Raw genomic sequence first — 23,148 nt, 5'->3', positions numbered from 1 at the left:
TGCCCACCACCGCCGACAGGCACGCGAAACGACTTCGCCACCACCATGGCCAGCCCCGCCGCGAACATCCCGCCGACTCCCGGAGCAGGCTCCTTCGCCGCTGCGACACGGGACATCGGGGAGGCAGCGGCGCACAATGAGGAGCAGACGAGATGACCAACCGCAGCGCGGGCGCACTGACCTCGGCCGATCTCGGTGCGCGAGTTCGCATGATTCGGCGGCGACGCGGACTCGGTCTGGAGGTCGTCGCCGGGCTGGCCGGGATCTCCAAGAGTTACCTGAGTCGCTTGGAGTCCGGGCATCGCCAGTTCGACCGGCGAGGTTTGATCGAGGACCTCGCCAGCGCCCTGGGCTGCTCGATCGCGGACATCACGGGGGCTCCCATGGCGTCGTCCCACGACGATCACGAGCAGACGCACGATGCTCTCGCCGAGATCCGGGCGGTGCTGCACACCTACGACGCCGACGACCTCCCGGACGTGGCCCCCAGACCGTTGTCGAAGCTGGTGCACACCGTGGATGCCGCCAACGCGGATTGCGCGCAGGCCCAGTACCACCGTGCGGCGCGGGAGGCGGCCACTCTGGTGGCCGAATCGCAGGCACAGCTGTGGACCAGCTCGGCAGCCGATCGCCGTACGGCCGTCCGCGCGGCAGTACTCGCCTGCTTCGTCGCCGGAGTGGTGTCCAGCCGAGGAGGCAACATCGACCTGGCGGCCGCGGCGGCTCGACGCGGCCACGATCTCGCGCAACGCGGCGGCGATCCTGGCCTGGCCGGCTTCGCCCGCTGGTACTGGTCCCTGGAACTGACCAGCACCGCCGCCCGCACCCGTGCCACGACAGTGCTGACCGAGGGGATCACCGAGCTGTCCCCGACGGTGCGGTGGTCGAACACCGACACGCTGACCGCCGAGATGACCGGGCTGCTGCATCTCCAGCTCGCTCGTACCGCCGCCCGGCAGGGCGACGGCGAGCAGGCCCATCTCCATCTCGACGAGGCCGACCGGATCGCTGCCCACACCGGCGAACAGGACGGGATGCGTCAGCATTTCGGCCCGAGCAACGCGGCCGCCTGGCGACTGAGCACCGGCATCGAACTGGGTGAGGGCCCGCGGGTCTACGACGAGGTGATGCGCGCGGGGCTGGACGTGACCGCGCTCGGCAGCCGAGAACGCGCCTCGTCGATCCACTTCGACCTGGCCCGGGCACTGACCCAGCACGACCGAACACGTGACGCCGAGGCCGTCCGACATCTCGATGCCGCCGACCGCATCGCCCCGCAACGGCTCCGCCCCGATCCCCTCGCCCGTGAGCTCATCGCCCAACTGACCCGTCGAGCCGCGCGGCCCTCGTGGGAATTGACCAGCCTGGCCCGTCGCTTCGGTCTGCGGTGAGGACGTTGCCAGCGTGGCAACTCCACACGAGCAATCATGCTTAGCGTGATCACCATGACACAGTGCGACGTCACACCACTCCACCTGCCGTCGGAGTCCACCTGGACCGACGCGACCGGTACAGCGCATTACCGGGACTGCTCCGACGAGCTTGAACGCACTCTGTGCGGACTCACCGTGTCCACTCCGGACAAGCCCACCCACGCCGTGCTCGGCTGCGACGAGTGCGTCCGGGCCGACATCACCCGCTATGCCCGGGCACACCTGTGCGGGGTGTCCTGCCGTGACTGACGCGGCCCCGCACCCGTCCGAACTGCCGCAACGGGAACCGCAGACCTCCGAAGGAGCACAGCTCGACCGGCGGCTGTCGTGGTCCGGGCAACTCATCGAGCCAGCCACACCGTGCACCGATGTGCACCTGCTCATCCGCGTCCGGGACCTCCTACGAGCACAGCAGTAACAAGAAACCGCACACCTCGCACACCGGAAATGCACTCGCCTCCGTCCTCCTCCCGTGGCTGCCCATACCACCGGTCACCGGCCACAGCGACCGAACCGCTGTCCCCTCCACTGCCCCGCAGGAACGCCACCTCGCGACACAACACTGGCGGCCTCGACCGCCTACCCACCTGGAACAACAACTCTTCTCCCCCAACAGCCGTTCCCCAGCGGGGTGAGGCGCCTGCTGGTGGTGTTGACCATGGAGCAGCGGACGATAGCTTCATGGCATTCGGACAGACGTTCGTAGCCGCAGAAGCTGCGGCAGTGCTGGTTGGTCCAGCCCCAGGAGCTTTCGACGACCCCATCGGCGCAGGAAAACGATGGAACCAGCTTGACCAGCGATTTCGATGATAGTCGCGGTGTCTTCGTGGTAGACGACGAGTTCGTCGTACCTGACGACCACGGCACGGTAGTGGTGCAGTGTTCCCGAGTCACCCGGCCACGAGATCCGCGTAGCAGCCAGTGTTCACATGCTGCTACGAGACCAGACGGCCATGCTGCTACACCAACCGCGCCATCGGTGGCAGACTGATCGTCAATGCCCCTACCCGCAGCTTCCGACGTCACAACACGCAAGCACCCCACAAGATCACAAAACGGTAAACCACTCTGATTTTCCCAGCACAAAAAGGGGATTCCCCGCGCAAGCGGGGGTGAGCCGACCGGCGGCGGGAACTCCGGCAGCTCTGGCGAGGATTCCCCGCGCAAGCGGGGGTGAGCCGGCGACTCCGTCACAGCTTGAGCTGTGACGGGAGGATTCCCCGCGCAAGCGGGGGTGAGTCTGGCGCGCCCTGAAGGTAGGCACGACGTACGTGGGATTCCCCGCGCAAGCGGGGGTGAGCCCGTAGTTGAGGCGTGAGCGGTTTTCCGTGCTCCGGATTCCCCGCGCAAGCGGGGGTGAGCCCGTCATCCGGCCGTTTTCGTCCCACCATTCCTTGGATTCCCCGCGCAAGCGGGGGTGAGCCGAGTTCCTGGTCCTCGCCCACCGGGCGGGCCTCGGATTCCCCGCGCAAGCGGGGGTGAGCCCCGCGGGCGTTCGGTCTCCTGGCGGGTCGTGATGGTTTCCCCGCGCAAGCGGGGGTGAGCCCTGCCGGTGCACGATCACCGTCAACACCGAGACGGATTCCCCGCGCAAGCGGGGGTGAGCCCCCCGAGTCCCGGCAGGACTGGGCAACCACCCGGGTTTCCCCGCGCAAGCGGGGGTGAGCCGGGCCTGTGGGACGGCATCAAAACAGTATTTCAGGTTTCCCCGCGCAAGCGGGGGTGAGCCGGCATCCTCGCTTTCGGTTACGGCACTCCGAGCGGTTTCCCCGCGCAAGCGGGGGTGAGCCCCGCTCACCAGCGGTGACGAGCATGGTGTCGATGGTTTCCCCGCGCAAGCGGGGGTGAGCCCGCGCCGAGTCGTCCGATGTGGTGGTGGATTACGGTTTCCCCGCGCAAGCGGGGGTGAGCCCAGACCGGCGACACCACCGACGCCGCCGGCACGGGTTTCCCCGCGCAAGCGGGGGTGAGCCTGGATCCGGGGATGCCGTTGTTTACGAGCTACGGGTTTCCCCGCGCAAGCGGGGGTGAGCCTAGCAAGGACTACGCCGAGCGGATCATCGAGCTGGTTTCCCCGCGCAAGCGGGGGTGAGCCCAGCACGAGCTCGATCCTGTTGAGCGCGGCCCGGGGTTCCCCGCGCAAGCGGGGGTGAGCCACCGCAGCATCTCCTGCAACAGCTCCCGCCACGGGTTTCCCCGCGCAAGCGGGGGTGAGCCGGTGCCTTGACCATCCGGACGATTGAGCTGCCCGGATTCCCCGCGCAAGCGGGGGTGAGTCCCGGCCAGGGTGGGAACAGCAGTGGCCGCTCCGGCTTTCCCCGCGCAAGCGGGGGTGAGCTCACCGGACGTAGCAGTGGCGGGACACGATCGCCGGTTTCCCACGACCTTGTCGAGGACTCGTGCTCGATAGCGCGCCCCGTTGCCAGAAATCACTTGCTGGATACCGGAAATGCCGTGCGCAACGAAGGAGCCCCATGTTCGGGCGAACAATGGGCAGTGCGGCCCTTTTTATCGGGTAGGTTCTGGTGGAGGCCATTCGCGAGCAGCCGTCCACAGCGATGTGCCGGGTAGCTACCGCCCAGCATGACGGTCCTGATCGGCTCCTCGTCCGCGAACGAGCCATCCTGCCCCGTCACAGAGATCACTCCGGTCTGCTTGACGTCCACACGAACCACGTAACCCGGTTCGGGTAGGGCAGCGGCGGAAGACTTTCCTGAGGCCGGCGTGTTCTCGGCTGAGTTGATGCCTACGCGGGCCGGTCGTTCGCCTCAAGCCACGCGCGAGTTTTCGTTCGCTCGTTCCTCGCTACCGAAAACATCGCGCTCTGGCGGCTTGAGGCTTCCTCCCGTCCCGCGTCGAGTCGGCATCAGCCGAGAACACAATCACCGGCCACAGCAGGTCGGTTCTCCTGGAGGGGAGAGTATCGATGGACTCATCTTCACGTCCGCACGCGGTTCCCACCCACGCGGAATGGACCGGCCGGAAATGGATCTCCTACGACGGGCTGGACGAGGACGGTTTTCCTGTTTTTCGGGAGTACTGCCCGTCCTGCGGGAAAGAAATGACGATCAGCGTCAACGGACGCTGCCGGGACTGCCATGAAGCTCACCTCCTTCCCGTACCTGAGGACGGGCTGGACGATACGAGCGAGTGCTGGTCGGACATCTATCTCGGGCTCAGCGACGAATAGGACCAGGAACGGCCACCAAGCCGATCCATCCCGCCCCGAGCACGGTCGACTGCGGCCGAGCTGATCATCCGCTTATCAGACCCAGATCCCGACATTCCGGGAATTTCCTGCTCGAAAACCTAGCCCCACGTGGAAATCAGAAATCTCTGTTCCGCATGCGCCACACCACCCCGACCGATTTTCACGCAGTGAAAGTCGCCTCAATCGCGCCCGTAGTTCCGGAATCCACGAGGTCAGCACCGGCGTGAGGTCACCGGTCGATTCCCTACTGCCTGCACAAACAACCGAGTGACGGAGGAAACCACCATGTCCACCGAATCGACGGCGCTCACCGAAATCCTGCGGGTCACGTTCCAGGCATGTGCTCCCGTATTCGAACAGATGAGCTGGAGCGAAGACGAGATCCGCACGGCTCAGCAACGTCACCCGCACGCCGCGGACACACTCCATCACAGCTTCACGCTCCTGCGCCCGACCAGCGAGCGGATGAACACCGAGTTCGTCTACCGGGGACACTGCCGCGAACTGCTCGACCGGGTCGCGACCGGCAAGGACACCCGTCCCGGCACGGCGGCCGAAATCGTCATCGCCCTGTGTGGCGTGGCGATGGCCACGCCGATCAACACAGCAGCCGAAGGGCTGGTCTTTCGCATGTGGGCAACGGCGTTCCCCGAGCAGTCGGAGATCGACACCAACCGGCAACACCGCGAACGACTGCACGGAGCTCGCATCGACGACGCCGAATCCCTGATGCGCACCAAGCTCACCGTAGCCGATCGTGCGCTCGGACCGATCGCATGTTCCGGTCGGCACCACGGCGAACGGGTCACGTGCACCTACGCCGCACAGCCTCTCCCGCGCGACCCCGGTTCCGCTCCTTCCACACCGGCCACAGCGTGAACTTTCCACCTCACGTCGGGAACGGCCACGAGCACGTGATGGCGCTTCCCCGCGGTGGGGCGGACTCGATCAGCCGCCCCACCACCTTCGGTGCGTATCCGATCGAAAGAGGATTCCCATGCCCCAGCAGCACGAGACGATATCGCAGGCCAGTACCGACAGCAGACAAGCACGGAGCGATCCCGAGATTCCCTCCTGAACTGTATTTGGGCTGCGGAACAACGACTGCCCCGACGAGACGCTGATCGCCGGGATCATCGCCGGTCGGGTCAGCTGTCAGGACGCTGACCCCGGTGAGGAGGGCGGCTACCAGCGGGTGGCCACATCCGTGGCCGCTGAGGATGCCGACGAGGCCGAACAGCTGGCCCGGGAATTGTTCGAGGCCGCCCGCAACGACGGCTGACCTACTGGCGACTCGTCGAGATGACCTCGGCACGGCTCGATGTGCTCGGCTGGGCGGTGCCGCATGCTGCCCCTGCGCCGGGGCTGCACGAAGTGCCTCCCACCGAGCACCAGAGCCACGCCGGAAGCGACGCGTGCGAGACCGACCGACTCCGCACGACCGGAAATATCTGTTTTCCGAGCGAAAGAGAACCTCTTCCCCCAGCAGACTAGCGCAATACCCCACCACAACGTGCTGGTGGATGCGCACCTCGTTCCTGCTTGTTCGCCGGGGCACGCCGTCACGCGTGTCCCGGCGTTTTCTTCCCGAGGAGCCCATGATGGACGCTGTCACGAACACGCTGGCCGCGCTGTTGAACGTCGCCGATGAGCACGACGAGGCGATCATCCGCCGGAGGGCACGCCAGGCTCAGCTGCTGTGGGCCTGCCGGTGCCGCCAGGACAACCCGCGCTGGTGGCACACCTGCGACGGGTGCGGTTCGGCGCTGGATGATGTGTGCACCTCGGGCATGCTCGATGCCACCGACGGTGCTCGCGGGGTGAGTCACCACCACCGCTGCGACACCGTCAACCAGGACGGGTATCGCTGCACCCGTACCGCAGGGCACCTGGGACGTCAGCACGTCGCCGGCAACGGCCGGGCCGTGCTCGCGGTATGGGACTGGCACCACGCCGTCGAGGTGTCCACTCCGGAGGGGGCGGCGGTGCTGACCGTGGTGCACATCGAGCGCTCCGTTGACTGCACCCCCACCAGCCAGTTCATCACGCTGGGAGATCGGGCCGTGGTGTGCAGCCGCGTCGACGGTGATACCGATCGCTACACCGTGTTCGAACGCGCCCACGGGCGCCACCACCGCTGGCACCCGGTCGCGACGAACCTGCTCGCCGCCGAGCTGCCCGACTGGCACACCCACCACACCTCGAGCAACGCCACCAAGCCCGCCTGGTTCGAAGCCTGGCTCGACAGCATCGTCCGAGCTGAGAGCCATCCTTCGTCCACATCGGAAGGGCCGGACCACTGAACACGAGCACCGCCGGAAGCGCGGACAGGCTCGTTCGCCCGGACGGGCAGGTGGGTCGCTGTTCTACGGCGGCCCGCTCCAGGGCGCACCGCTGCACGCGCGCTGCGCCTGAGCCCCGAGGCTTCGCCACCACCGTTAAGCCCGTTCTCGGCCGCAGCAGGCAGCGACGTGGACGCCGGCGGGCCGGGACGTGCCGGTGTGCTCGGTGGAGCGGTGCGCACTCTGCCCCACCACCGGGCCGGGGCAAGCGCTGAACGGAGCGCGCTTGCCCCTTGCCCCGGCGGTGGGGCGTCACGAGTGCGCTCCACCGAGGCACGCCACATCCGCCTCGCAACGGAGCGTCGTTGCCGTCTCCTGCGGAAAGAGCCCGCCATGAGCTACTACTCCCTGCCTGCCCGTACAAGCACCGGCGCGAGCGCGGTCACCGTGGGCTGGCACCGCCTGTTCGCCACGTTCGTCATCCACGTACAAGGCGCCAACAAGGCGACTCTGGTCGACCGCGGCGATCCCTACGACCGGATCACCGACCCGCAGGTCGTGGTGACAACCGCCCACCAGTGGGCACTCGTCCCACCGGACCTCGCCGACGAACTGGCCGCAGCGCAACATCACTGCTTCCGCTGAAACGGCGCCACCGGCAGCACACAGCAGTGCCTGCCGGCTCGGCCGCGTGTCGACGGACCCGTGCCGTCGACGCGCGGGCGGGAACCGACCACCCCGCCTCAGTACTTCCGAACGAAAGAGGATGTCTCATGGGTTTCGACATGTTCGTGCAGGGCATTACCGGCCAGCACCCGCACCGCTACCTGCGCCGCTCCGTCTTCAGCATGCTGGCCACTAGTCAGCACATGGTGGATCTGGGCATGGCGTTCGCCAGCGACAGGCCCGAATTCCCCGACTCCTGCCACCTGTCCGGTGAGGACTTCTCCGAGGAGGGCTCACCGGTTACCGAGCAGGCCCGGACGTACCTGGCCCAGCTGGAAGAAACTCTGTCCGCCCACGGCGGCAGCGGCACGGGGATCCCGCTGCACAAGTTCGACTCCAACGACGGGTGGCACGTCACCGCCGCCGAATGCGCCGCCGCAGTGCAGGCCTACGAGCACACGATCGCTGACGGGGCCGCGCATCCGGACGAGTTCGCCGACGACGTGATCCCGTTCCTGCGCACCGCCGCGCGGTGCAACGGGTTCCGCGTGTACTGACCCAGCGCATCACCCCCGACCAGACGGCTTCGGGCACGGGCAGGGCTCGTCCGACGCTGGGTGTTCGCACGCCAGCACGACTGCGGCGAGTCCTCCCGAGACCAGCCATTCGTCCATGTCCACTGCGAACTCGCGCCTCGTCCTCCCTGCGGGGACGGGGTGCTGTGTCTCGACTCCCGAAAACCACAGGAGGTTTGCATGCTCGCCCGAATCCTGCGCCGAGTCCGCCGCACTGGCTCACGCGCAACCACCGTGGAATCCGCAATGGAGTCCGAAAGCTCCGGGACGGAGCCCGTCGATGCCCCGCGGGCACGGGTATTGGCCGAGCTGGCACGCCTGTGCCCGTCCTACTCCAGCGGCGGCGCGTTCCGTCCGATGCTGCGCGTGCACACCCCGGTCGGTGAACTGCTGCACCCGGTTGAACGCGGCGTGCTGTACCAGCTCCGCAACCAACTCGTCTCGCCCTACGCCTCCCATCGTCCGCGTAGCTGGTCGGCCGACGAGATCGAGTCCGTGATCACCCAGTTGCGGCGTCTGGCCGAACTCGACCACCCCGCCTAACCCCTTGCACGCGAGTCACCCCCGCACTGTTGTCCGACGAAAGCAGACCGGCGCGGGCCGCCTTCCGACAGCCTGCCCGCGCCGGGTGATCTCACAGCAAGGAGAGACCATGCCCGGGTTTAGCACACAGCGACTACTGGGACCAGCCGTACTGACCGGGTGGCTGGCCACCACCGCCTGGCTGTGTCGCACACTTCGGCAACTGCACCAGGCCCGCCGCGACGACCTCACCGGGCTGCTGACCCGCGCGGCCTGGTACTCCCGCGCCCGACGAAGGCTCGGCCCGACGGCCGCACTCGGGCTGCTCGACGTCGACGGGCTCAAACCCGTCAACGACCGGCACGGACACGCCGCCGGCGACGAGGTGCTGCGCACCATCGCCGCTCGCCTGACCACCGCGCTGGGCTCAGGAGCTCTCCTCGGCCGCCTCGGCGGTGACGAGCTGGTCTTCCTCATGGACACCACACCGTCGCAGCGGCACCTCGACGTGCTCGTGGCGGAGTTGACCCGCCCGATCCGGCTGGCCGACCAGGACACCACGGTGCGCGTCGGCATCGCCCTGGGTGTGGCACCAGCCGCCCGACGAAGCGAACAGCACCGAGCCTGCGGACTGTCGGCCGCGCTGCGCACGGCCGACACAGCCATGTACCGCGCCAAAAAACACCCCGAGCGCACCTGGCTGTGGGCCACCGAGGCAGCCTCCCCGCGGTCGAGCTGACTACCCCCAGCACCGCGCACCGTCCGTCGCCGTGACGGCGTGGTGACACCGCCCCAGGACCCCGCCCCGACCAGCACGTCTGGTCGGGGCCTTTTCACGCCCGTGCGGGCCGGATCCACGACCGCGTCCGCACCGATCTGCTACTCCGAGTGAGAGGAACTTCTTCCGATGACCACCGTGAACAACGTCAACTTCGACGCCCGCACCGATCGGGCGAGCCTGCTGCAGGCACTGCGCACGGTCGGCATGGCCACCTGCCGCACGCTCCCGGTGCCGAGCCTGGCCGGAGTGCTCATCGAGACCGGCGAACACGGCCTGCACCTGAGCACCACCGACCACCAGTGCTCAGCACGCACGCACCTGCCGGCCCAGGTACGTGCCCCCGGTCGGGTGGTGCTCGACCACCGCGAGGTGACCACCCTGGTGACCGCACTGGGCAAGGGACCCTCCGCCCACGAGGCCGCCGACGCTGCCGGTGGCCCGGAGAACGACCGGCCCGTGGGAGCCCGGCCCAGCTGACCTGGCCGCAGCCTTCCCCAGCCCGGCGGCCGCGCAGGGCCGGCCGGCACAGCCATCGACGTCCCTGCGTGCTCACCGGCGGTCTGATCGCCCGCCCACCGTCGCCGGCGGCGGTGGGGATGGTGCGGACCTTGCTCGCACACCGGCGCCGCCCAGGGCACACTACGACCACGGAGGAGGAATCCCATGTCGTCGGCACCGCAACCGCCCCCCTTCCGGGTCTGCGGGCGGGGGCAGACACCGCGTCTGATGCGCCGCGCGCTGCACACCGCGCTCGCGGGCCATCACGTGGTCCCGCTGTGGCCGCGCAGCAAAAGAGCCGTGTTCTCCGACTGGGAATCGGCCGCCACCACCGACCCCGCCCTGATCCGGGAATGGTGGTCGCAACGGCCCTACAACATCGGCATCGCCTGCGGGCCCAGCGCCCTGCACGTGCTCGATCTCGATGACGCCCACGGGCAAACACCCCCACCGGAATGGTCCGGCACCACGGGCGGACAGGACGTGCTCGCCCGAGTGAGCTCGGCAACCGGGCAGCCCTACCCCGACGACACCTACACCGTGACCACCCCGAACCAGGGGCGGCATCTGTACTTCCGCGCCCCGGCCGCACCGGAACTGCGCTCCACCGTCGCCCGCTTGGGCTGGCGGATCGACACCCGCGGCGCCGGGGGCTACATCGTCGCCGCCGGCTCCGTGCTCCCCGAAGGCTCCTACCGGATGACCAACCCCGCACCGATCGCGCCGCTGCCGGGATGGCTGGTCGAGGCCCTGAGACCACCACCCCCACCGGAGCCGGTGGAACTGAACCTGCCGACTACTCGAGCCGGGGCGTACGTGGCCGCGATCGTCGACGGTGAAGCCGGCGCCGTCACCCAGGCCAACCCCGGCCAGCGCCACGACACCCTGCTGCGCGCCGCCGGACGACTCGGCCGGTTGGTCGGCGGCGGCGACCTCGACGAGCACACCGCCCAGCAGGCACTGCGCACCGCAGCAGCCGTGCACATCGGCCACGACGGGTTCACCGACCGCGAGGCCGACCGCACCATCCACGACGGACTGTCCTGGGGCAGGAACCGTCCCCGCCGCATCACCGCCCCGAGCGAGTAGCCAGCCCCTCACTCGCCCACCACTCGCCTCTTTCCCGGCAGTAGCAGCGCGTCGCGTCCCGTGCGTCCACAGAAACCAAGGAGGACTCGTGTATCCCCTCAACATCCACCAGGCGCTGGCGACCGAGGAGGTGTACCTGCGGGTGCGCCGCGACTACCGCGACCCGTTCTCGGAATGGACCACTCGCCGTGTGGAGAGCATCGCCCCGCTCGAAACGGTCCACGACCCGAACGGCTGGTGGCACCTCGTCTTCGCCGACGACCTGCCCCTGCCCATTCTGCTGACCCCGGCATGGGCACATTACACACGCGTGGAGACCCCCTCTCCAGAGGAACGCGCCCTCTACCGGCGCCAGCACGAACTGAGCCGTTACTCCCTGCCCTGCTGAAACCATGAACAGACGGCATCGACCGAGCACCGCCTCCTGGTGCCGCTGGAGCGGTCGAGGTGCTCTCTCACCTCCACGTCATGAGCTCGCCGCGCGTGGTGCCAGGCGGGGGCTTCGTGCCGCGGGGCTGTCGATCGCCGCGGAGTCCATCAGGCCGCGTCAGCTGGAGCAAGGGCGCCTTCGGCGTCGCTAACGCGATGCGCTGCGCGCACCCGTGCTCCAGCAGCCACGTCCTGATCCGCGCGTCCCAGATCGACAGCCCTTCGGGCACGCACCCGATCCCGGATCGGGGCAGTACGTGCCCGGGCATCGGCGCGATCCGAGAACACCGACTCATCGAGGAGGCCCCTCATGACCGGAGAACCCCAGCCCACCGTGGTCGGCAACCTGACCGCGAACCCGGAACTGCGCTTCACGCCCTCCGGCGCCGCGGTGGCGAACTTCACCGTCGCCTCGACGCCGCGATTCTACGATCGCCAGGCGGGCGAGTGGAAGGACGGCGAGGCGCTGTTCCTGCGCTGCAACATCTGGCGACAGGCCGCGGAGAACGTCGCCGAGACCCTCGCACGCGGAATGCGCGTGGTGGTGCAGGGGCGGTTGCGCCAGCGCTCCTTCGAGACGAAGGAGGGCGAGAAGCGCACCGTCGTCGAGATGGAGGTCGACGAGGTCGGCCCCAGCCTGCGCTACGCCACCGCCCGCATCACCAAAACACCTCGCTCACACACCATCCCCGGTGACGAGCACGGGCTCTCGTCGTAGCGGAATCCATTGACCACTTCGGGCAGGTCAGGCCGGCAGGTCGGACCTGCCTTCTTGCGTATCGATTCGTGTTTGGAGGAAACGCATGTCTCTGCATGTGGTGATCACGCGCTTCGACAACATCATCGACGACCCCCAGTCTCGCGTGCTCTGGCGGGAAACACATCAAGGTGTCGATGCACTGCGGACATTGGAAATCCTTGCTCAGGCTTGTTACAACGTCCTCGCCGAGGAGACCACAGTCGAAATCACGCAAGAAGCCACCGGCCGAGCTCTTACTCGCAACCAGCTGATCCGGGTGGCCTATGCCTGCGCAACGTCGCCGACCACACCTCACTCCTACCGCGAGCGCTTCGCGGCCTGGTTCTGCCTGGCCCTCGGAGAAATTCTGTACCCCTGGGACGACGGAGCCCCGTTTCCCGACCCACCGCTGCAGTACTGGGACCAGGCCGCCTGCTGGATGCTACAGGAACTCGGCCCGGCCGTTGCGCCGTGGCTGACCGAGGCCATAGAGGAAGCCTATCCCGGCGGCAGTGTTCTTAGCTCACTGGTCTCACAGCATGCCGCCGACCCCGTTCCTCCTGATCCCGCGTGCCCCCACTACCGACACCAACGCCACTCGGTGACTGCGTGGGCTTGATTCGGCACCGGTCGAGAACACGCTCACCCACCTCAGGAGGACAAGGACGATGCTGAGCTCGATACCACCGGGCGCCCACGGCGACCCGTACACGCACTACTACGAACGACCTCCGCTTCCGGACAACGCCCACTGGGGACACGCCCCGAGCCACCACGCCGGTGAGTACGTCTACCCCGGCCGGGCGGTGCTGATGCTGCCGGGCCGCCCGTGGGCGGAGTCCCCGGAGCGCTGCACCAATGCCGATCCGCTCGCCAACGATTGGTACGGCTACGACGGCGAGGCCACCATTCTCGTCTGCCGCCGCTGCGGTCTGGACGTGACCTGACCCCGCACCTCCACCTACCGGGCCCGGCATCGGCCGTGCTCATTCCGCTGAGCACAGCTCATCCCGCGCCGGGAGTCATTCCCTAAACCGGTTCCCCGCCTCAGCGGGCAACGCATCGCTCACCCCACGGGCCAGCTCCACACGTGAGGTCTCCCGACGTGGAGCCCGGCTTCTCGACCCAAGGAAGAAGACACCATGGACATGCTCAACAACGTCTCACTGTCCAACTCGGCGGAGCTGCTGGCAGCAGTCCCCCACATGCTGGGGTTCTATCCGGCCGACTCGCTGGTACTCAGCACACTGCACCATCGAGACGACACCACGCAGCTGGGCATGACGCTGCGCGTCGACCTCCCCAGCGCGACACACGCCCACAAACTCGCCGAGTCCCTGCTCACCGGACCTCTCGGAGAGCGTCCCGCCGACGCGGTGGTCGTGTTCCTCATCGCCGACAGCACCACCGACCTGCCACATACCGAGCTGGTCACCACGTTCTGCGACACGCTCAGCCAGTCCACCATCAGCACGGCCGACGCGCTGTGGACCCCAACGATCCGGGAAGGAACCCCGTGGCGGTCATATCTCGACCCCGCTCGCTCCGGCACGCTTCCCGACCCCGCGATATCCCCGCTAGCCGCAGCACAGGCAGTCCGTGGCGCGACAACCTGCCCGAGCAGGCAGGACCTGCACACCATCATCGCCGCTGAGGACTCCGAGGAGGTGCTGTCCGCGAAACTCGCCGGGCTGCGACCAGAATCCATGCATGCCCAGTCGACGACGCTGCCCCAACGCATCCACACCGTCGGGGAGGCGCTTCAGGCCACCGCCGCCGGGAAGGAGCTGTCCGAGGACCAGCTGCTGCGAGCGCTGATCGCCGTCACCGACACCCGCGTCCGCGACCTCGCCCTGAGCGCGGCACTCGGCGACTGGAGCCAGGCCGCCGACGAACTCTGGCGAACGCTGATCCGCAAAGCCCCCACCCCGGAAAGGGGCGAAGTCGCCCTCCTGCTGGCTGTCCACGCCTATCTGCGCGGCGATGGCCCCTTGGCCAGAGTCGTGCTGGAAAACCTCGAGCACTCCCAGCCCGAGCACCGGCTGAGTGTCCTGTTCCACCAGGCGCTCGACCGCGGCATCCCACCAGCTGAGCTGGTCACGCTCGTCAACGACGCGGCCCGCGGCATCCTCGACGAGCTCGGGTGGCACAGCAACCCCTTCACGTCCTGACCCCGGGTCTGCTCCTCGAACTCGACACGAGGAGCAGGCCCTCCCGCACCGCGACCAGGGAAACGTGGACGGTGGCGGTGTGCGCACGTCCCCGGAACTCGAAAGGCGTGCGCACACCACCCCAGCGCGACAGGGACAAACGCATGGTGAACTCTGCTGCTCGTGCCCTGCTGCACTCACGAACGCTCCCGGACGAGCACCAAGGACGCTCGGCGACATGCGACAACGGCGCCACCCCACGTCCGGGCGACATCGAAACGGCGGCAGCCGAGCACGCCGCCGCAGTGACGGAGTCTCCTCGATCACGAGGCCCCACCCGCTCGTGGTGTTCATCCGGTTGTGCGGAGTCACTGGGTTCGGTGTGTTCCTCGGCCTGTCCATCGCGGGTTTGGTCGGGATCATCACCGGTCGCGCGTTCACCGACGGCACCGCCTGGCTGGCCGGGGTTCCCGTGCTCGCCGCGCTCGGGGCGGCTGTCGGAGCCACCACGGCATGGTTGACCCGCCGCTGGTTCTTCCCCTCGATGCCGCGCCGTTGGCTGCTCTTCGCCTCTTCCGGTCTGCTCGTCCTACCGCTGGCGACCGCTGTCGGCCAAGGAGAGGTGGTCAGCGCAGTAACCTTTCCGAGCACGGCTCTCGGCAGTATCACGACCACGATCCTGTGGCGGCGCGGCTGCCGCCGAAAAGTCGCCCTGGCCCAAGCGTCCCCGCACCAACGTCTCGACCGACGGTAAGCACCTGGGCCTCAAGGCCTCAACGATCCGGGGATTCCGGCAGTGAGCCGAGCCGGAGCAGCGCGAACGCGTCGAACAGTCACGCGCCCTGTGCCTCGTCATGCGCGGTAGGAGCTGGGACGAGGTCCGACTGTGCGCGGTGCTGCTGACCAGCGTCCTCGGTCGGCTCAGCCCGTTCCCCTGCCCCATTGGCTGAGATCTCGTGGTCAGCCGTGGTCTCCAACCGGGGCTCCGCCCTTTCCCTCTCATCGTGGTCGGACGGCGGATCGGTGTCCGTACCCGCGGAGAGGGCCTCCCGTCCGGAGGCGATCAGCCGCCGGGCCTGCTTCTCCGAGTCCAACTCGAGCAGCTCGGCCACCTGCTCCACTGTGCGGCCGCCGCCCTCGTGGAGAGCCAGGGCCGCCTGGGCCTGCTTGGTGTACTCGCCGACGACTTTCTCCTCGGAGTCGGCACGCAGTTTGTCAATCTTGCGCTGGTAGACCGCGACCTTGTCCTCGCACCGAGCCTGCTCTGTCGCGATCGCCTCACCGGCTTCGACGAACTGGCGCAGCGCGGTTTCCACCCGTTGTTCCCGCGCGCGCTGCTCGGCGAGTTGCTCCGCGTTGCGCTGCCGCGCCCGCGCCAGCTGCTGACTGACCCTGGTGGAGCGCCGACGACGAGTGCTGCCTGTTCCGGCGGTGGGCTCACTCATGACCTCTCCCTCCCGACGGTGCGACGTCAGTGACAGGCTAGTCAGCACCACAAGTAAGGTCGCCCGTCTCGAGGGAGGCTGCTGCTGATTCGACGGGCCTTCCGCCAAGGAGAGCACACAGTCAGGGCGTGCCCGGCCGAAGCCGGACACGCCCCTGCGTCGCCGCGGAAGCCCCGCAGGACTTACCACCGCATGGATGGCTCCGCCAAGACCGCGTCGACACCACGCCCGGCGTCGCGTAAGGCCCGTTAGTGCCTGTGCCGCCGGACGCATGATCCAGCATAGCCTCCGGTGCCGACACCCAGTGATCCTGGCCGGACAGCCCTGCCAGCTTCTCCCACCCATGTCCCGCGTGGCCGTTGCCGTCAGGATCGGTGAACGAGCGGGTGTGCCGACCGCCAGAGGCGTGACCAGGTGCCGGGTCGCCCTGACAGCCACGGGACTGCCCGCTCTCTCCCTGGCCCTTCGCGGCCGAATTGTCGTGGCGCGCGGAAACGTCGTGTCAAGGACACCCACAATTTTTTCCCGTTTCGATGACATGCACACATTCCGCACACCTCGGAAAAAATCGCGGGACCCGACCTTGACACGACAACCCCGCGCGACGAGAAAGGCCTGTGCGAAGGGCCGAGGAGGGAACGGTCAGACACAACTATTCTCATTATTGTTTTTCATGGATAGACCCCTTCAAATTCGCCAAACATGCAGCGCACGAACCTATTACGCCAATTCGAGGCCATGCAAAAACAACACAATACGCCCCTCGCAAATGTTGCCATTGCTCACAAATTAAGCTAGAATTGAAATTGCAATGAAGCTGGGAACCGCCAAGCCCGGCGAACGCGTAAAACCGTTAGCGAAGGATTTTTCTCATGTCGCAGTCCGGCACGATTTCCGAATCCGTTTCCGCCGTGGCCGCTCTGTTGCGTGCGGGCAACGTGCGCAATGCGCGCCACCAATGGCGCGAGACGCTGACCGAGGCTGACCCGCGCGAATGCGCAGTGTTGGCCGAATGCGGCCGCATCCTCGCCCAGTACCCACGCACTGCCCCCGCTCAGTTGCGCGAACTGTGGAAACGCAGCGACGAGCACGCCCGCGCTGTGATCGAAGCATGCGCACCCGCACCGGACGAGCACCGCCAGCGTCCCGAAGCCGAATCCGACCGCACGCCCCGGTGGAATCGGCGCAACCGCTACCAGGCCCCGCGCGACCATCGCGAAACGGTCGACCCCGAAGCGCGGCGTTCCCGCTCCGAACGCCGCGCCCGCGCCCGCCGCGTAGCGCGCGAGGAATCCGCCACCGTGCACGACTACCTGGACACCCGCGCCGGAACCAACGACGCCCCTGACCGGGGCAGCCAGCCCGACGGCTACGCCGTCGATCACGACGAGTTGGCCGTCTACCCCGACGCACGCGACAAGGAACGCCGCGACCCCCGCGCCACGCCCGCCCGCGAAGGCGAGCGCTGTATTGCGCTCGCCTGCAACCTGGTCACGAGCCACGCCGACGCGCACCAAGGAGATGGACTGTGCGAGGAGTGCCGAGAAGTCGGACGCCCAGGACTAACCGCACCGACAGTGACAGCACGGTGTGCCTATATCGCCGAGTACTACCCCTACCCCACGAAACACTTGCGGGAACTGTGGCAGCACAGCACGCAGAACGACCGTGACGCGATCACCCGGTGGGTAGCCGAGAACATGCCCACCGAACACGCCAACTCGCACGAGCTCAGCCCGTGCGAGCACTGCGGCAACTACCGCAGCCCGCGCGATACCGCCCACGTCAACGCCGACGACGGAGCCTGTCGACGCTGCCGCGCCGACGCCGCAGCCACCCCGCAACCCACCGCCGCTGTGAGCGCCTAACCACCCGCGCCCGCCGCGCCAAGGTCCCCCGGTCACCGACCGGGGGACCCTTTGCTGTTCACGCCGCGCCCGCCGCGCCAAGGTCCCCCGGTCACCGACCGGGGGACCCTTTGCTGTTCACGCCGCGCCCGTGCGCACACCAGCCGCACCCCTGCGCCGCCGTCCCGACCACGCCGCGCCCGTTCGCACACCCCTCCCCTGGGATAGCACCTCTTGCATTTCCCCAACCTCCGGTTCTGAATCGCATCAGATGCACCGGGGAACCCCTTCGCGAGCACCTACCTTGAAGAAGGCAACTGGCACGGACATGTCGTCTGGTGGGGTGCGTCGTGATCGCGGTGCGCAAGCTCTCGCCCAGCGGGCACGAATACCTCACCGGCAGCGTCGCGTGCGGCGACCGCGACCTCGAACCCGGCGAAGCGTTGTTCGACTACTACACCGCCCACGGGTACCCCGCCGGTGAGTGGTTCGGTTCCGGAGCGGTCGCGTTGGGTGTCTCGGGCGAGGTGACCGCGGCGCAGATGAACGCGTTGTTCGGCGAGGGACGACATCCGAATGCCGATCGCATCGAGGCGGAGAGGATCGCCGAAGGTGCGTCGAAGGACGACGCGCTGGCCGAAACCAAGTTGGGCTATCGGTTCCGCCAGCACAGTGGTGCCGACGAACTGCGTCGTAAAGTCGCCGAGGCCTACAAAGCGTACAACCGAGAGCACGGCCGTCCGGTCGACGCGGCGATCGACCAGGAGACTCGCACGCGGATCCGACAGGGCGTGCAGAAGCAGGCCTACGCTGAGGCACACGACGGCCAACATCCCGACGACGCCGAGCTGCACCGGTGGTTGGCCGAGCAGAAGCGGGAGCAGAAAGACGCCACAGCCGGATACGAGCTCGTGTTAGCCCCACCGAAGTCGGTCAGCGTGGTCTGGGCGCTGTCCGATGACAACACCCGCGAGCTGATCGCCGAACTGCACCGCCAGGCGGTGCGCGACACGCTGAGCTGGTTCGAGAACAACGCCGCATTCACCCGCAAAGGTGACGGTGGCTATGCTCAGCACGACTCCCGGGGCATCACCGCCGCGCTGTTCGAACACTGGGATTCGCGTGCCGGGGATCCGCATCTGCACACCCACGTACCGATCAGTGCCAAAGTGCAGGGCCCGGACGGGAAGTGGACCAGCTTGGACGGGCGCACGGTGCTGGCCGCGTCGGTGACCACCTCGGAGCACTACAACTCGCGGTTGCGGGACCTATTCCGCGAACACGGGGCGAGTTGGAGTGAACGTCCCCAGGGCGGTTTCGACCTCAAACGTCCCGTGTGGGAACTCGACGGGGTCCCCGATGACCTGCTGGCCGGGTTTTCCCAGCGGGCCTCTGATGTGGAGGCCGATCGTGCAGCACGCATAGTCGACTTCCGTCGCGAACACGGCCGTGAACCCGGTCCGAAGGACATGCTGGAGATCAGCCGGCGCGCGCAGTACGGCACGCGTGAGGCCAAGCAAGTGCCCCGCTCATTGAGCGAACACGTGCAGCGTTGGCGCGTACAGGCCGAGGAGATGGTCGAAGAGAGCACGTTGGGCGCGGCGCTGAGCCGGCGAGTGTTCCCCGGCGGTGGTGAGCACGTTGCCGAGGTCGATGTCTCCGAGCTGGCCGCGCGCACCCTGGCAACGGTCTCCGACCACTACTCGCACTTCAACACGTGGAACATCGAGGCCGAGGTGCACCGGCAGACAGCGCATCTGCGGGTGGAAGACGGCAGCCGCGAGCAGCTCGTGGACAGGGTGGTCGAGGCGGTCCTGGCGGATCCCGACACGGTCTCGCTGCAACCTCCGCCCGCAGTCGAGGAACCGTCCGAGCTGCGCCGGGCCAGCGGCGAGAGCGTGTTCGTCGAGCACAACGCGCAGCGGTACACCACCCACCGCACGCTGCGCGAGGAGTCGGCTCTGGCCACGTGGGGACGGCGGCGTGACGGGGTGCGCATCAGCGACGAGACGGTGCAACGTGCGCTCGGCCGCGCGCGGCTCAATGCCGGGCAGCAGCGCGCCGTGAGCGGGTTCGCCACCTCCGGGCGTCGAGTGCAGCTGCTGCATGCCCCGGCCGGTGCGGGCAAAACCACCGCCATGCGGGTCTTCGCCGACGCGTGGCGTGCCGAGGCAGGCGAGGTTTACGCGTTCGGCCCGTCCGCCCGAGCGGCCCAGGAACTGGGGCGGTCCCTGCGGGCACGCCCGCACACCTTGCATCAGGTCACCACGGCGATACGACTCGGCACGGCCGACAAGGTGTTCCCGTTCACCCGTGGCGACGTGCTCGTCATCGACGAGGCCGCCATGGCCGGTACGCACACGCTGCACGACGTGGTGCGCTACGCCCTCAACCGTGGTGCCGACGTGCGGCTGGTCGGTGACGACAAGCAGCTCGCGGCCGTCGAGGCCGGTGGGGCAGTACGCTGGTTCGCCCACACCAACGGGGCGCTGCACCTGCGCGAGGTCGTGCGTTTCGCCGACCAGCAGCAGGCGGCGGCCTCGTTGAAGCTGCACTCCGGAGATCCGTCCGGGTTGGACTACTACTTCGAGCAGGGCTGGGTGCGGGAAGGGAGCCGGGAGACGATGCGCGAGGCCGCCCATCGCGCTTGGCGCGGCGACCTCGACGTCGGACGCCCGTCGCTGCTGATCGTGCCCGCCAACGAGGACGTCGTCGCGTTGAACCGCCAGGCTCGTGAACTACGTTTGCAGCGCGGCGACGTCGATGGAGATCGCGCGGTGCGGCTGCACGACGGAACCGCGGCCGGCAAGGGCGACCTGGTGGTCACTCGCCGCAACGATCGACTGAAAACCCTGTTCGGCGGCAAGGACTTCGTCAAGAACGGTGACACTTGGCAGGTGCAGACCGTGCGGCGCAGTGGGGCCCTCAAGGTCCTCCACCAAGCCAGTGGCGGCAGTATCGTGCTGCCGACCGACTACGTCGCCGAAAACGTCGAACTGGCCTACGCGACCACCGTGAACCGCAGCCAGGGCATGTCGGTCACCGGCGGTTCGTCACACAGTCTCGTTCCGCAGGGGCTCTCCCGCGAACAGCTCTACACCCAGAGCACCCGGGCCGAACACGACAACCGGCTCTACGTCGAAACCGTCCAGCACACCATCGACTCGCACCGGGAAACACCACCCGAACGCACCGCCCGCGGGGTGCTCGAGGCCGCGCTGCAGCGCTCCTCGGCCGAAACGTCGGCCACCGAGCAGCTCCGCGCCTGCTTGGGCAAAGCGGAGTCGTTGCGCACCCTGGTCGGGCATCACGACTACGTGGCCCACCTCGGTGCCGAGGAGCGTATCGAGTCCGTGCTGACCGAGCACATCCCTCGACTGCTGGACCTGCCGGCCATGCCGGCGTTGCGACAAACCGTGCGCACCGCCGAAGACTTCGGCTGGCAGGCCGAACATCTCGTTCCCGCCGCCCTGGCCCAAAGCTCGCTGGACGGTGCCGACGATCCCGCCGCGATGCTGCAGTGGCGCCTCGAACAGCGTCTGCTGAACGAGCAGCCACCACCGCGCAGCGCTGATCCCACGATGGCTCAGATCAACCGGTGGCGCGGGATCGTCGAAGTGCACGCTGCGAACGCCGACGTCGAAGAACCCTCGTGGATGCCGGTGTGGCGCCGCGCGGCCGCGGCCACCGCGGACGGACTCGACGCCGAAGCCGCCCTCGACACCACGGCTGTGCAACTCTCCCGGCGCCCCAGCAACGATCCCGTACCCGCCTGCGACTACGCGGCCGACGTACTCGCCGCGGCGCTGGACGAACAACGCGCCGACGGAGCCGGATGGCAACCCGCACTGCCGTGGATGGCCCGGCCCGACTTCACCGGTCTCAGCCGGGAGGTGACCGACTACGCGCGTCAGCTCAACACCGCCGTCGAACACCGTCACCGCGAACTGCGCGAGCAAGTCATCGCCGACCCGCCGCGCTGGACCACCGCACTCGGGCCGCGCCCGCAGGACCCTGCTGCCGCCGAAGACTGGGACCACCTGGTCGGGCTGGCCGCGGCCTACCGCGAGACCTACAGCATCACCACCGACGACCCCGCCCACCCGCTGGGCGAGCAGCCCGGTAGTCAGGGGTTGCGCGCCCACGCTTGGCACGAGCTCATCAACCAGTGGAACCCTGCCGAACTCCGCTCCGCTGTCGAACTCGGTGGTGACAGCACCACCAAGCTCGACCCGGTGGAGCGGATCCGCGCCGAATTCGACGCCGACGAGTTGTCCATCGCCGTCGCGGGCACCGACACTGCCGACACGGCACTTCGCACCGAGGACTCGCTGGCGGTGCTGACCGAGCGCCACCAGCGACTCACCGACACCTTGTTCGACACCGCCACGCAGCACGCCCTGGTCGAACACGCGCCCACCGCACTGGACCAGCCAGCCGAGCCCGCGCTGCGGACCGTGCTGCGCCGCGCCCAACGCGACGGGTGGGACGCTGAGCGACTCGTCGAGACGACCGCGGCCCAAGGAGACCTCGACGCGGTCGCTGATCCGGCCGCTGTGCTGGCACGCCGCATCGAGTCCCACATCGCCGACCGTCATCCCCCGGCCCGCGTGACCGAACCCGACGAGGAGCAGATCCGGCGGTGGCAGATCCTGACCACCTACGCAGCCCCCGATCTGACGGTCACCGACCCAGCCTGGCAGCTGGTGTGGCGCCACGCCGCCGCAGGAGCCGCCGACGGGCTCGACGCCGACGCAGCCGTCTCCACCGCCGCCGAACAACTGACCTACCGAGCCGACGACGACCCCACCGAGGCACACCGCTACGCCGCCCAGCTCGTGGTCGACCAGCTGGACGAGCAACGCGAGCAGAACGCCGTCGACGTACCGGTGCTGCCCTGGCTGGCCAATCCGCACCACACCGTGCGCGCCGCCGATCCCGAACTCGCCGAGCAGCTCGAGCAGGTCACCGAGGCCGCACACGCCCGCCTGGCCGAACTGTGCGAGCAGGTCTCGGCCGAACCTCCTGACTGGACCTCCGGCCTGGGGCCGCGGCCCGATGAGCCGGTCGCCGCCGAGCACTGGGACGAGCTCGCGGGCCTGGCCGCCGCCTACCGCGAGACCTACAACATCCGCAGCACCGACCCCGACACGCCGCTGGGTCCGGAACCCGGCGGGCAGAACGCCAAGGCCGAAGCCTGGCGAGTCATCACCGACGCATGGAGGCAGCCCGTGAGCATCCCGAACGACAACGACCATCCCGACGACACGCTCGCCCGCCTCGAAGCCTTGCGCGAAGCCGTGCTCGACAGCAGCGAAGCCTCCCACCACGAGCAGCTCAAGTGGCGTGCCGATGACCGCGACGACGAAAGCTCCGACGAGCACTACCGCTATGACGACGATGAGGGACTCGACCAGGACAACGACCTGCAGTCCGGTCTGGGGCTCTAAGCCACCGCGGCGAATTCGACGATCAACGACG

22 protein-coding genes and 1 CRISPR repeat array are annotated in these 23,148 nt (G+C 68.1%); of the genes, 20 read left to right on the top strand and 2 right to left on the bottom strand.

Annotated elements, in window-relative coordinates; all coding sequences use genetic code 11:
• Positions 1-152 precede the first annotated feature (152 nt).
• Genes FHR84_RS02460 through FHR84_RS02450 form a run of 3 tightly spaced genes read left to right on the top strand, consistent with a single transcriptional unit; the run spans position 153 to position 1,851 of the window.
• Positions 153-1,391, top strand: coding sequence for a helix-turn-helix domain-containing protein (locus tag FHR84_RS02460; RefSeq protein WP_179533766.1), 1,239 nt, complete (start codon positions 153-155; stop codon positions 1,389-1,391).
• Between the two features lie 45 nt (positions 1,392-1,436).
• Positions 1,437-1,682 (top strand): hypothetical protein, encoded by a 246-nt coding sequence (locus FHR84_RS02455; protein ID WP_179533765.1) that lies wholly within the window; start codon positions 1,437-1,439, stop codon positions 1,680-1,682.
• A complete protein-coding gene (locus tag FHR84_RS02450) occupies positions 1,675-1,851 on the top strand; it encodes a hypothetical protein (protein ID WP_179533764.1) in 177 nt (58 codons plus the stop codon). The genes FHR84_RS02455 and FHR84_RS02450 overlap by 8 nt, the downstream gene beginning before the upstream one ends.
• Before the next feature lie 676 nt (positions 1,852-2,527).
• A CRISPR array of direct repeats spans positions 2,528-3,772; the repeat unit is 25 nt; unit sequence TTCCCCGCGCAAGCGGGGGTGAGCC.
• A gap of 90 nt (positions 3,773-3,862) precedes the next feature.
• Here the strand turns inward: FHR84_RS02450 and FHR84_RS02445 are convergent.
• Positions 3,863-4,099, bottom strand: a complete 237-nt coding sequence (locus FHR84_RS02445; protein WP_179533763.1) for a hypothetical protein — start codon at positions 4,097-4,099, stop codon at positions 3,863-3,865.
• A gap of 260 nt (positions 4,100-4,359) precedes the next feature.
• On the opposite strand from FHR84_RS02445, the gene FHR84_RS02440 reads away from it, so the two are divergent.
• From FHR84_RS02440 to FHR84_RS02370, 15 genes are all read left to right on the top strand, one after another.
• On the top strand, positions 4,360-4,623 hold the full coding sequence (locus FHR84_RS02440) for a hypothetical protein (protein WP_179533762.1): 264 nt from the start codon (positions 4,360-4,362) through the stop codon (positions 4,621-4,623).
• A 306-nt stretch (positions 4,624-4,929) separates the two neighbouring features.
• Positions 4,930-5,523 carry a hypothetical protein gene (locus FHR84_RS02435; protein WP_179533761.1) on the top strand — a complete coding sequence of 198 codons (594 nt, stop codon included), beginning with the start codon at positions 4,930-4,932 and terminating at the stop codon, positions 5,521-5,523.
• 722 nt (positions 5,524-6,245) lie between these two features.
• On the top strand, positions 6,246-6,947 hold the full coding sequence (locus tag FHR84_RS02430) for a hypothetical protein (RefSeq protein ID WP_179533760.1): 702 nt from the start codon (positions 6,246-6,248) through the stop codon (positions 6,945-6,947).
• Between the two features lie 372 nt (positions 6,948-7,319).
• Positions 7,320-7,571, top strand: a complete 252-nt coding sequence (locus FHR84_RS02425) for a hypothetical protein (RefSeq protein ID WP_179533759.1) — start codon at positions 7,320-7,322, stop codon at positions 7,569-7,571.
• A gap of 128 nt (positions 7,572-7,699) precedes the next feature.
• The gene (locus tag FHR84_RS02420; protein WP_179533758.1) at positions 7,700-8,149 is read left to right on the top strand and encodes a hypothetical protein; all 450 of its coding nucleotides are present in this window, start codon (positions 7,700-7,702) and stop codon (positions 8,147-8,149) included.
• A 264-nt stretch (positions 8,150-8,413) separates the two neighbouring features.
• Positions 8,414-8,710 carry a hypothetical protein gene (locus FHR84_RS02415; protein ID WP_179533757.1) on the top strand — a complete coding sequence of 99 codons (297 nt, stop codon included), beginning with the start codon at positions 8,414-8,416 and terminating at the stop codon, positions 8,708-8,710.
• A 109-nt stretch (positions 8,711-8,819) separates the two neighbouring features.
• On the top strand, positions 8,820-9,428 hold the full coding sequence (locus tag FHR84_RS02410; RefSeq protein ID WP_179533756.1) for a GGDEF domain-containing protein: 609 nt from the start codon (positions 8,820-8,822) through the stop codon (positions 9,426-9,428).
• 168 nt (positions 9,429-9,596) lie between these two features.
• The gene (locus FHR84_RS02405) at positions 9,597-9,947 is read left to right on the top strand and encodes a beta clamp domain-containing protein (RefSeq protein ID WP_179533755.1); all 351 of its coding nucleotides are present in this window, start codon (positions 9,597-9,599) and stop codon (positions 9,945-9,947) included.
• Positions 9,948-10,133: 186 nt separating this feature from the next.
• Positions 10,134-11,057 (top strand): bifunctional DNA primase/polymerase, encoded by a 924-nt coding sequence (locus tag FHR84_RS02400; protein WP_218861869.1) that lies wholly within the window; start codon positions 10,134-10,136, stop codon positions 11,055-11,057.
• Between the two features lie 88 nt (positions 11,058-11,145).
• Positions 11,146-11,445, top strand: a complete 300-nt coding sequence (locus FHR84_RS02395) for a hypothetical protein (RefSeq protein ID WP_179533754.1) — start codon at positions 11,146-11,148, stop codon at positions 11,443-11,445.
• Between the two features lie 351 nt (positions 11,446-11,796).
• Complete coding sequence (locus tag FHR84_RS02390) at positions 11,797-12,204, top strand: single-stranded DNA-binding protein (protein WP_179533753.1); 408 nt, start codon at positions 11,797-11,799, stop codon at positions 12,202-12,204.
• Positions 12,205-12,289: 85 nt separating this feature from the next.
• The gene (locus FHR84_RS02385) at positions 12,290-12,844 is read left to right on the top strand and encodes a hypothetical protein (protein WP_017975772.1); all 555 of its coding nucleotides are present in this window, start codon (positions 12,290-12,292) and stop codon (positions 12,842-12,844) included.
• 49 nt (positions 12,845-12,893) lie between these two features.
• Complete coding sequence (locus FHR84_RS02380; protein WP_179533752.1) at positions 12,894-13,172, top strand: hypothetical protein; 279 nt, start codon at positions 12,894-12,896, stop codon at positions 13,170-13,172.
• Between the two features lie 195 nt (positions 13,173-13,367).
• A complete protein-coding gene (locus FHR84_RS02375) occupies positions 13,368-14,396 on the top strand; it encodes a DUF4192 domain-containing protein (protein WP_179533751.1) in 1,029 nt (342 codons plus the stop codon).
• 217 nt (positions 14,397-14,613) lie between these two features.
• Positions 14,614-15,129, top strand: coding sequence for a hypothetical protein (locus FHR84_RS02370; protein WP_179533750.1), 516 nt, complete (start codon positions 14,614-14,616; stop codon positions 15,127-15,129).
• 79 nt (positions 15,130-15,208) lie between these two features.
• Here the strand turns inward: FHR84_RS02370 and FHR84_RS02365 are convergent, their stop codons facing one another.
• Complete coding sequence (locus tag FHR84_RS02365; RefSeq protein WP_179533749.1) at positions 15,209-15,820, bottom strand: hypothetical protein; 612 nt, start codon at positions 15,818-15,820, stop codon at positions 15,209-15,211.
• 872 nt (positions 15,821-16,692) lie between these two features.
• Between FHR84_RS02365 and FHR84_RS02360 the strand changes: the two genes are divergently transcribed.
• Positions 16,693-17,688: a hypothetical protein gene (locus FHR84_RS02360; protein ID WP_179533748.1), complete on the top strand. Its 996-nt coding sequence runs from the start codon at positions 16,693-16,695 to the stop codon at positions 17,686-17,688.
• 329 nt (positions 17,689-18,017) lie between these two features.
• On the top strand, positions 18,018-23,117 hold the full coding sequence (mobF, locus tag FHR84_RS22700; protein ID WP_179533747.1) for a MobF family relaxase: 5,100 nt from the start codon (positions 18,018-18,020) through the stop codon (positions 23,115-23,117).
• Positions 23,118-23,148: the final 31 nt, after the last annotated feature.

It is taken from the genome of Actinopolyspora biskrensis, assembly GCF_013408175.1.
In the GTDB taxonomy this organism is placed as follows: Bacteria; Actinomycetota; Actinomycetes; order Mycobacteriales; family Pseudonocardiaceae; genus Actinopolyspora; species Actinopolyspora biskrensis.
The sequence above is the reverse complement of the archived record's forward strand: the minus strand, read 5'-3'. Positions and strand labels throughout refer to the sequence as shown.

Bases quoted from the DNA above. Each gene is read 5' to 3' on its own strand.
- FHR84_RS02460 (WP_179533766.1), top strand. From the start codon at position 153: ATGACCAACCGCAGCGCGGGCGCACTGACCTCGGCCGATCTCGGTGCG.
- FHR84_RS02440 (WP_179533762.1), top strand. From the start codon at position 4,360: ATGGACTCATCTTCACGTCCGCACGCGGTTCCCACCCACGCGGAATGG.
- FHR84_RS02435 (WP_179533761.1), top strand. From the start codon at position 4,930: ATGTCCACCGAATCGACGGCGCTCACCGAAATCCTGCGGGTCACGTTC.
- FHR84_RS02430 (WP_179533760.1), top strand. From the start codon at position 6,246: ATGGACGCTGTCACGAACACGCTGGCCGCGCTGTTGAACGTCGCCGAT.
- FHR84_RS02425 (WP_179533759.1), top strand. From the start codon at position 7,320: ATGAGCTACTACTCCCTGCCTGCCCGTACAAGCACCGGCGCGAGCGCG.
- FHR84_RS02420 (WP_179533758.1), top strand. From the start codon at position 7,700: ATGGGTTTCGACATGTTCGTGCAGGGCATTACCGGCCAGCACCCGCAC.
- FHR84_RS02415 (WP_179533757.1), top strand. From the start codon at position 8,414: ATGGAGTCCGAAAGCTCCGGGACGGAGCCCGTCGATGCCCCGCGGGCA.
- FHR84_RS02410 (WP_179533756.1), top strand. From the start codon at position 8,820: ATGCCCGGGTTTAGCACACAGCGACTACTGGGACCAGCCGTACTGACC.
- FHR84_RS02405 (WP_179533755.1), top strand. From the start codon at position 9,597: ATGACCACCGTGAACAACGTCAACTTCGACGCCCGCACCGATCGGGCG.
- FHR84_RS02400 (WP_218861869.1), top strand. From the start codon at position 10,134: ATGTCGTCGGCACCGCAACCGCCCCCCTTCCGGGTCTGCGGGCGGGGG.
- FHR84_RS02390 (WP_179533753.1), top strand. From the start codon at position 11,797: ATGACCGGAGAACCCCAGCCCACCGTGGTCGGCAACCTGACCGCGAAC.
- FHR84_RS02385 (WP_017975772.1), top strand. From the start codon at position 12,290: ATGTCTCTGCATGTGGTGATCACGCGCTTCGACAACATCATCGACGAC.
- FHR84_RS02380 (WP_179533752.1), top strand. From the start codon at position 12,894: ATGCTGAGCTCGATACCACCGGGCGCCCACGGCGACCCGTACACGCAC.
- FHR84_RS02375 (WP_179533751.1), top strand. From the start codon at position 13,368: ATGGACATGCTCAACAACGTCTCACTGTCCAACTCGGCGGAGCTGCTG.
- FHR84_RS02370 (WP_179533750.1), top strand. From the start codon at position 14,614: ATGCGACAACGGCGCCACCCCACGTCCGGGCGACATCGAAACGGCGGC.
- FHR84_RS02365 (WP_179533749.1), bottom strand. From the start codon at position 15,820: ATGAGTGAGCCCACCGCCGGAACAGGCAGCACTCGTCGTCGGCGCTCC.
- FHR84_RS02360 (WP_179533748.1), top strand. From the start codon at position 16,693: ATGTCGCAGTCCGGCACGATTTCCGAATCCGTTTCCGCCGTGGCCGCT.